General features: G+C 56.0%; 8 protein-coding genes. 4 read left to right on the top strand and 4 right to left on the bottom strand.

All coding sequences use genetic code 11. The features are described 5' to 3' along the window. Window positions 1–84: 84 nt before the first annotated feature. The 3 genes from hemW to ACWIUF_RS06430 all read right to left on the bottom strand — a co-directional run bounded on the left by hemW (window position 85) and on the right by ACWIUF_RS06430 (window position 2,878). On the bottom strand, window positions 85–1,293 hold the full coding sequence (hemW, locus tag ACWIUF_RS06440) for a radical SAM family heme chaperone HemW (RefSeq protein WP_448571466.1): 1,209 nt from the start codon (window positions 1,291–1,293) through the stop codon (window positions 85–87). Window positions 1,294–1,311: 18 nt separating this feature from the next. Beyond that, complete coding sequence (locus tag ACWIUF_RS06435; protein ID WP_448571465.1) at window positions 1,312–2,595, bottom strand: valine--pyruvate transaminase; 1,284 nt, start codon at window positions 2,593–2,595, stop codon at window positions 1,312–1,314. Between the two features lie 139 nt (window positions 2,596–2,734). After that, window positions 2,735–2,878, bottom strand: a complete 144-nt coding sequence (locus ACWIUF_RS06430; RefSeq protein WP_448571464.1) for a hypothetical protein — start codon at window positions 2,876–2,878, stop codon at window positions 2,735–2,737. Between the two features lie 105 nt (window positions 2,879–2,983). Between ACWIUF_RS06430 and ACWIUF_RS06425 the strand changes: the two genes are divergently transcribed. Both ACWIUF_RS06425 and ACWIUF_RS06420 read left to right on the top strand, forming a co-directional pair. Then, the gene (locus ACWIUF_RS06425; RefSeq protein WP_448571463.1) at window positions 2,984–3,985 is read left to right on the top strand and encodes a ribose-phosphate pyrophosphokinase; all 1,002 of its coding nucleotides are present in this window, start codon (window positions 2,984–2,986) and stop codon (window positions 3,983–3,985) included. Beyond that, window positions 3,985–5,385 (top strand): ATP-binding protein, encoded by a 1,401-nt coding sequence (locus ACWIUF_RS06420; RefSeq protein ID WP_448571462.1) that lies wholly within the window; start codon window positions 3,985–3,987, stop codon window positions 5,383–5,385. Before ACWIUF_RS06425 ends, ACWIUF_RS06420 begins: the two co-directional genes overlap by 1 nt. Before the next feature lie 35 nt (window positions 5,386–5,420). Here ACWIUF_RS06420 and cobO read toward each other — a convergent pair whose 3' ends face one another. After that, on the bottom strand, window positions 5,421–6,080 hold the full coding sequence (gene cobO, locus ACWIUF_RS06415; protein ID WP_448571461.1) for a cob(I)yrinic acid a,c-diamide adenosyltransferase: 660 nt from the start codon (window positions 6,078–6,080) through the stop codon (window positions 5,421–5,423). Between the two features lie 268 nt (window positions 6,081–6,348). Here cobO and ACWIUF_RS06410 point away from each other — a divergent pair, with 268 nt between their 5' ends. Together ACWIUF_RS06410 and ACWIUF_RS06405 are read left to right on the top strand one after the other, a co-directional pair. After that, window positions 6,349–6,762, top strand: coding sequence for a YybH family protein (locus ACWIUF_RS06410; RefSeq protein WP_448571460.1), 414 nt, complete (start codon window positions 6,349–6,351; stop codon window positions 6,760–6,762). A 239-nt stretch (window positions 6,763–7,001) separates the two neighbouring features. Then, window positions 7,002–7,787: a YebC/PmpR family DNA-binding transcriptional regulator gene (locus tag ACWIUF_RS06405; RefSeq protein ID WP_448571459.1), complete on the top strand. Its 786-nt coding sequence runs from the start codon at window positions 7,002–7,004 to the stop codon at window positions 7,785–7,787. Window positions 7,788–8,179: the final 392 nt, after the last annotated feature.

Here is an 8,179-nt window from a genome sequence, read left to right as displayed (position 1 = left end):
AGTCGCCACTACAACTTGTTTCTGGACTTTTCAAACACCTGCTCAGGCCCTGTCCAGCCCAAACTTCAGATTGGCTACTGGCCATCAGGTTAACTGGTGAAATAAGGTTGCCAAGATGACATTGGAAAAGAGAAAACCTTCGGGGTCGGTGAGGCGGATCGCTTGCGGTTGGTGGGCGGTGGGGGTAATCTCGACCCACCCCTTAGCCCGGAATGCTTGCAAGCTTTGGAGAATGGTGTTCACGACGGTGGGGCCAAACTGTTCCTGTAGGGCGGCAATGGGTAAGCCCTCGCGCAACCGTAACCCCAACATTAAGGTGTCTAGGAGCCGATCGTGGGTCGCACCAGCGGGGACCTCAGGATGGGCCAAGTCCGCAGGCGACTCGGTACCTGTCATTAGCTGATTGACCCACTCGGCATAGGCTAGCCGGGTGCGGGGCCGGGTGATGCGTTCGCCCCCCAGGTAACTCGCTGCCCCCATGCCAAACCCATAGAAGGGGCGATTCTCCCAATAGACGCGGTTGTGGCGACATTGATAGCCCGGTCGGGCATAGTTGGAAATTTCGTAATGCTCATAACCCGCAGCAGTGAGGGTGTGTTGGGCCAGACGATACATCTCGGCAGTGAGAGTATCCGTGGGGAGGGGTGCTTCGCCTGCCTGGTAGCGATGGCCAAAGACCGTACCCGGCTCGATCGTGAGGTCATAGGTAGACAGATGGGTGGGGCCACAGGCGATCGCCCGCTGGAGCGAGGTTTGCCAATCGGTTAGGGTTTGACCCGGTAAACCAGAAATGAGATCCAGGCTAAAGTTCTCAACCCCAGCCCGTTCCAGATCTGTAATCGCCTGGACGATATCGACCATGCGATGGGTGCGCCCACAGGCCGCTAATAATTCATCCTGAAAAGCTTGTATGCCCAAGCTGAACCGATTCACCCCCAACGCTCGATAGCCCTGAAGTTGGGCCAGATCAAAGGTACCGGGATCGATCTCCATTGAGATTTCCGCCGTCGCCGCAATGCCAAACTGGCGATCGAGGGCCGTCAGCAGGCGCTCAACCTGGGTAACCGCCAGCAGGGAGGGCGTCCCTCCGCCCAAAAATACCGTGGTTAAGGCTGGGCCACGGCTGGGCGTCAAACGAATTTCTTGCTCCAGGACCATTAAATAGTGGCGAATGGCCCCCGACGCTTCCCCCCGGCGGCGATCGCCCAACACGGAAATGGCAAAGTCGCAGTAATAGCACCGCCTGCGGCAAAAGGGAATATGCACATAGGCCGCCGTCACGGATTCAGTCATCACGCACCCAGAGGTTAGCTAACCCGCGATCGCTGAGGCTTGTTGATAGGTTTGCTCCGTCACCTTGGCTAGCCGCCGCATCCCCATCACGAGATCCGCTTCGGAGGCCGTCAGGCTGATGCGCAGGCATTGGTGGGTGTGGGACCAGGGTTCCTGGAGGCCGGGGAAAAAGGGACTACCGGGCACCACGATGACCCCCAACTGCTTCAATTCCTGGTAGAACTGCCAATCGGTAATCGGTAAATCTTCCAACCATAACCAGGCAAAAATCGCCCCCTCCCCCGTATGCAGGAACCAAGGCAAATGGCGAGGCATGGCCTCATCTAAGGTGGCTTCCAGGACGGCAAACTTTTGCTGATAGTGGGGCCGAATCACCTTGAGGGCGATGTCTGCCAGGGCACCCGACGCGATCGCCCGTGCGGCGATCGCCTGTCCATAGCGAGAGGAGTGGATACAACTATTGGTCTGGAAGCCTTCCAACACCTGAATGATGTCCTCATGCCCAATCGCCACCCCGATCCGCTCTCCTGGCAACCCCGCCTTCGACAGGCTTAGGCAGTGGACAATATTGTCCCCAAATAAGGGCGTCATTTCTGTAAAGTTCAAGGCTGGGAACGGCGGACCGTAGGCGGAATCAATAAAAACCGGGATATTATAGGGAGCTGCCAGGTTAGCAATCCGTTGGACCTCCGCTTGGGTCATGACGTTTCCCGTCGGGTTGCAGGGGCGTGAGAACAGGACCATACCCGTTTCCGGGCCAATTTCCAAATGGTTAAAGTCGGGGCGATACTTGAAACGATGGTCGCCGATGAGGTCGATCATCGGTCGGTGGGCGATCAGGGCTTCGGGGATCAGACTGACCCCCCCATAGCCGGTATAGTCAGGGCAGTGGGGCAGCACAATGTGCTTGAGTTCGCCCGTCTCGGTATAGCCGCCAAAGGAATTGGCCGCAAAAAAGTAAAGGGATTGGGAGCCAGGCGTAATCAGGACATTACGGGGGGTGAGGGTCAGGCCATAACGCTGGTTGAAGTCTTGGACGATCGCATCAATTAGGGGTTGATAGCCCTGACTAGAACCATAGCGACAGACCACTTCCCCATACTCAGGGCTGGCCAGCAAGTCCGCCGTACAATCCCGCCAGAGTTGCTCCACCTCCGGCAAAATCACCGGATTACCGGCACTGAGGTTAATAAATTCGTGCCCATGCCCCGCCTGCAAAGTTTCAATAATATCCTTCATGATTGCCCGCACCCCAGTTAGGTGGGACATTTGTTCACCAAAGTGGGTCAGGGCGGGGTCCATAAGCACTAGTAATTGACTGTTAATACAAAGGTTAATCTCCCCATAGTAAGCCAATCTGACAAGACGTTGCCGGGTCCAACCTAGGCAAATCGTGACTTGGGCAGGGCTAGGGGCCGATCGGGCGCGAGTTAGCCCTTCACTATAACACCCGATGGCCGAAATCTACCTGGGATAATAAATAAATCTTATCGAGCTGATCCTTATCGAGCTGATCGAGAAAATCGCCCCCCTCATCCGGGTGCTTACTGCTGTATTGAGATAGACAATTTTTTAAGATCAACATAGTCTTTCCTTAATATTTCCGTAAAAACCCGCCTAGAAGCCGATTTCTTGGGTGCTAAGATTGCGGTGAATGCCTTTTTACCTGAATCTGAGTTGAGGATCTGCCGTGATTCGCTCTATTCCCATGACGTACCAGGCTCTAGCCCCCTTAGCCCCCGCTGCCACGGATCAGAATCGTTTGCGGTTGCTGGCAGGTTCAGCCAATCTGCCCCTAGCACGGGAAGTGGCCCGCTACCTGGGGATTGATCTAGGGCCGATGATCCGTAAGGAGTTTGCCGATGGGGAACTCTACATTCAGATTCAGGAGTCAGTGCGGGGCTGTGATGTCCACCTGATTCAGCCGACCTGTCATCCCGTCAACACCCATCTGATGGAGTTGTTGATCATGATTGATGCCTGCCGTCGAGCCTCCGCCCGCCAAATTACGGCGGTGATTCCCTACTATGGCTATGCACGGGCCGATCGCAAAACCGCCGGACGTGAATCGATTACTGCCAAGCTGGTGGCGAACCTCCTCACCCAGGCCGGGGCCAGCCGTGTTGTGGCGATGGATCTTCACTCAGCCCAGATTCAAGGCTATTTTGATCTGCCGGTGGATCACGTGTATGGCTCCCCCGTGGTTGTTGACTACCTGGCCAGTAAACAATTGTCGGATTTGGTGGTAGTTTCGCCGGATGTGGGGGGGGTTGCCCGTGCCCGTGCCTTTGCCAAGCGGCTAGATGATGCCCCCCTGGCCATTATTGATAAACGGCGGCAGGCCCACAATGTTGCCGAAGTGATGAATGTGATCGGGGATGTGCGGGGAAAAACGGCTGTCCTGGTGGATGACATGATTGATACGGCGGGGACGATTTCGGAAGGTGCCCGTTTGCTGCGCCAGGAGGGTGCTCGTCAGGTCTATGCCTGTGCCACCCATGCGGTGTTTTCGGGGCCTGCGGTTGAGCGACTGGCGGGTGGCTTGTTTGAAGAGGTGATTGTGACCAATACGATTCCAATCCCGGCTGACAAGCGCTTTCCCCAACTCACTATCCTGAGTGTGGCTAATCTCATTGGCGAGACGATCTGGCGGATTCATGAGGATAGCTCGGTGAGCAGTATGTTCCGTTAATGCCGATTGGTTTGCCGATGGCAGCATTACCTCCCCAGGCTCTCGCCACCCTCCAAACTCTCCAGATCCAGGCCGATTCCCTCTTGCTGTATCAAGGTGTCCTGCAAGGTCCCGTCGGGCAAGCCTTTCGGACTCTGTTGGCCACCCTTCTGGCGAAGGGGGCTGTGGGGGCTGGATTGGGAACGGAGATGCCCCCTGCCGATCGCGCTGGCCTGATTGCCTATGGGCGCTGGTTTCATGCCCTAGCGGCGACGGGTCAAACCTGGCCCGAGGTTCTGATCACGGGGATTTTACGGGATGATAATCCCTTCAGCCAGCAGGCCCAGAGGCGGGGCGAGTTGCCCGCTGCCCTAGTCACTGCGGCACGGCAGGATTTGGCCCACCTCCAGGCGATCGCCCAGGTGGAGGTGGGCCACCTCAGTCAGTGGGTGCAGGTTCATGCGGGGATGGCTACCCCCCCGAGCGTATGGCAGTTACCGGCGGGCGATCGGTTGGCGGACGTTGGTGCGTTAGCAACGGCCTTGACCCTTGCTTCTGCTTGGCCGGATTTGATTGACCCATTGATCGACCATTACCGACAACAGGGAACCGGCGTCTTGGCTAGTTTTTCGGCGCTACGTTGGCAGGGAGGACAACTGGTGGGCATTGCCCAGCCCGATGGGGTGGCGATGACGGATCTGGTGGGATATGACTGGCAGCAACGCGCCCTGCTGCAAAATACAGAGTTTCTGGTCCGGGGGTATCGGGCACTGAATGTGTTGCTCTATGGTAGCCGAGGTTCGGGGAAGTCGTCGTTGGTGAAGGCTCTCCTCCAAGCTCAGGGTCCCGGCTCATCGCAACCGTTCCGGCAACGGGGGTTACGCCTGATCGAGGTGGATAAATCCGATCTTCAGGATTTACGGACGATCGTGGCCCAACTGGCGGGTTTGCCCCAGAAATTTATCCTGTTTGTGGACGATCTATCCTTTGAGGAAGCGGAATCCACCTATAAATCGCTCAAGGTTGTGCTGGAGGGAACCTTGACCGCTCGGCCCCCCAATGTTGTGGTCTATGCCACCTCCAACCGCCGTCATTTAATCCGCGAGTTTCTGGGGGATCGTCCCCCGCCGCGTGAGGCCGATGAGGTCCATGCCTGGGATACGGTGCAGGAAAAGTTATCCTTTAGCGATCGCTTTGGTTTAACACTAACCTTTCCGCCTGCCGATCAGGATACCTATCTGCAAATTGTGCAGCATTTAGCTCAGCAAGGGGGCATCCCGTTGTCCCCAGCCGAGTTGACCGATCGGGCCTTGCAATGGGCAACCCGTCATAATGGGCGATCGGGCCGCACGGCGCGTCAGTTTATTGATTTTCTCCAAGCTGAATTGGCTTTGGGCCAACCCGTTAACCCCAGCGCTTAACGCCTTAGGCAAGAGGCCATCCTGACCGTGCTTTTTTAGAATTCGATCCCTGCCTGGGCCTTGATTTTTTGCTCCCGTAGGGGATGTTTGATGAGGGTCATTTCCGTGACTAAATCGGCCTGCGCAATCAGGGCAGGTGGTGCGCCCCGTCCGGTAAGAATGACGTGGGTATTGGGGGGTTTGCTAGCCAGCCCAGCTAGGACTTGCTCTGTTGATAGGTAGCCATGCTTGAGGGCAACATTGACCTCATCCAGGAGGATTGTGCGGAAATCCGGATTTTGCAAGAAGCTCAGGGCTTTCTCCCAGGCCTGTTGGGCCATTGCCCGATCGCGATCGCGATCCTGGGTTTCCCAGGTAAACCCTTCCCCCATCGCATGGAATTCTAGTTGGGGGGCGGCTCCGGCTTCGCCCCGTGTCCAGGGGGCAAAGGCCGCTTTTTCGGCGGGTTCCCAGGCCCCCTTGATAAACTGCACGACCGCCACCCGAAACCCGTGCCCGAGCGATCGCAAGATCATCCCCAGCGCTGCCGTCGTTTTACCTTTGCCATTCCCGGTATGTACAATGATCAGCCCCTTGGTTTGGGTACATTCGGCAAGGCGTTCAGCCTGAACCTGCTTGCGCCGCTGCATTTTCTGGCGATATTGCTCCGCTGTCAGGGTCGTGATCGGAGTATCAAGGCTATCGAGATCTGTCATCGTTGGGTCAGAGGATAAGGGTTGGGCCGGTTGTTAGCCCGCTCGGTCCCTTTATTGTAAGTCCGGAGGCGATCGTACAATGGCATAAAGCAACGAAATTAAGATAGACGCAGTCGATTTTCCTGGGGAGCACTACGCGAACGAAAAACAGTGGTGCGGTAGGTAGCCGGCCTGCCATCGAGACCGCCGAGACGGCTGTCCCCTGTTCAATTTGTGATCGACTGAAACTGGCTGACCAGTCGATCAAGCCCCCAGGAGGTTAATTACGATGGATGAGCATCCCTTAAAACAGGAAATAGCCAAAGCCGACCAAGCGATCAACGAACGCGATTTTGAGACAGTAGCTGCTTGCTATACAGAAGAAGCGGTCTTAGTTGTTAAGCCTGGGACGTTGGCACAAGGTCGGGAAGCGATTAAAGCGGCCCATCAGAAAATCTCTGACTACTTCAAGGACAGCCTGCACGTGTCGCAAGGTGATATGGTCATTATTGAGGCAGGGGATATTGCCCTGGTTTTGTCGAAGACCTATGTTGAATCTCCTGGCAAGCGAGATTCAGCATTTCCCAGTGAAAGGGACGCTATTTACGTCTATAAAAAGTCTGCGGATGGCCAGTGGTTGTGCGCGATTGATAACTCCTATGGTATAGAGCTATTAAATAGCAACAACGATGGTCAACCATGAGGCCAATTCACGATCGGGAGGGGACACCCTCAGCCGAGGATTGGGTAAGGTGGCCGTTGCGGCTACTCCGGATATCGGCAGAATCAGTAAATCACTCATTTAGCCAGTCCATCTGTTCGGAGCAGGGGCTTTGGGGGCAGTCCGCCACCGCCACGAAACAGCCATCCCGCTTTGCGGGCCAACCCGCTAGGATAGGTTAACAGCTATGCTGCGTCACGCGATCGAACAACTCAAGCAATATGGCAGGACATAGTAAGTGGGCGAATATTAAGCGTCAAAAGGCGCGGGTCGATGCCAAACGGGGTAGTGCCTTCACCCGCCTTTCCCGGGCAATTATTGTCGCCGCTCGGACTGGAGTTCCTGATCCCGCTGGTAACTTCCAACTGCGGGCGGCGATCGACAAGGCCAAGGCTGCCGGGGTTCCCAATGACAATATCGAACGGGCGATCGCCAAGGGAGCGGGGACGTGGAGCGACGGCAGTGCCCTAGAGGACATTCGCTATGAGGGCTATGGTCCCAGCGGCGTTGCGATCCTGATTGAGGCGATGACGGACAATCGCAACCGTACCGCTGGGGATATTCGCGCTGCGTTTAACAAATATGGCGGCAACCTGGGGGAAACAGGCTGTGTTGGCTGGATGTTTACCCAAAAAGGGGTGGTGACTATCTGCCGCCCTGACGGTCAGGCGATCGACGAGGATCGGCTTTTGGAAGTCTGTGTAGAAATTGATGCCGATACCTATGAATTAGTGACCCTTGGGGAAGACGGCGATATTCCCGGTGCCGAAGTCTATACCACCGTGGCTAACCTCAACGACCTGAGTCAGGCATTAACGGCCCAGGGCTACCGGATTGATAGTGCTGAAGCTCGTTGGTTCCCCAACAATACGGTCGAAGTTACCGATGCCGGCCAAGCGCGATCGCTCCTTCGGCTCATGGATGCCCTTGATGCCCTTGATGATGTCCAGAGTTTGACGGCCAATTTTGAAATGGATGAGGAACTGGTCACCCTCAGCACAGTTTAGGGGCACAAAACCCATCGGGAGATGATTGGGGGCTGGGGAGCAACGTGAAGGGCCGCCGCATGAAAAGATTGAGTTGCGTAGCGTCTAGGCAATGTCATCGCGATGTTACTGGGGATCAACCCTGGCTAGGGCAATCAGCCGATCGTGCCGCTAGCCTGCAAATGGGTCGCGCCAAGGGGGTACTATCGCCTCCAGATCAACCTCCCCATTCTTGATCCAGAAACGGAGGTTATTGCCGTTCACGACCAGTAGCACCCGAAGGGAACTTATTGCCAAGACTATTCCCAAGGCTAGCCACCCCGCTACTGACATCCCCTAGGTCAACAAACCCTAGGAAACTGTTGTGATCGTACTAGCAGCGCGGAGAATGCCCGTACAATAATTGGGACTTA

This window comes from Trichothermofontia sp. (assembly GCF_053493415.1).
Note: the sequence above shows the minus strand (reverse complement) of the source record. Positions and strands in the feature narration are given on the sequence as shown.

Coding starts and splice junctions, on each gene's coding strand:
- ACWIUF_RS06420 (WP_448571462.1), top strand. CDS start 3,985: ATGCCGATTGGTTTGCCGATGGCAGCATTACCTCCCCAGGCTCTCGCC.
- hemW (WP_448571466.1), bottom strand. CDS start 1,293: ATGACTGAATCCGTGACGGCGGCCTATGTGCATATTCCCTTTTGCCGC.
- ACWIUF_RS06435 (WP_448571465.1), bottom strand. CDS start 2,595: ATGGACCCCGCCCTGACCCACTTTGGTGAACAAATGTCCCACCTAACT.
- ACWIUF_RS06405 (WP_448571459.1), top strand. CDS start 7,002: ATGGCAGGACATAGTAAGTGGGCGAATATTAAGCGTCAAAAGGCGCGG.
- cobO (WP_448571461.1), bottom strand. CDS start 6,080: ATGACAGATCTCGATAGCCTTGATACTCCGATCACGACCCTGACAGCG.
- ACWIUF_RS06430 (WP_448571464.1), bottom strand. CDS start 2,878: ATGTTGATCTTAAAAAATTGTCTATCTCAATACAGCAGTAAGCACCCG.
- ACWIUF_RS06410 (WP_448571460.1), top strand. CDS start 6,349: ATGGATGAGCATCCCTTAAAACAGGAAATAGCCAAAGCCGACCAAGCG.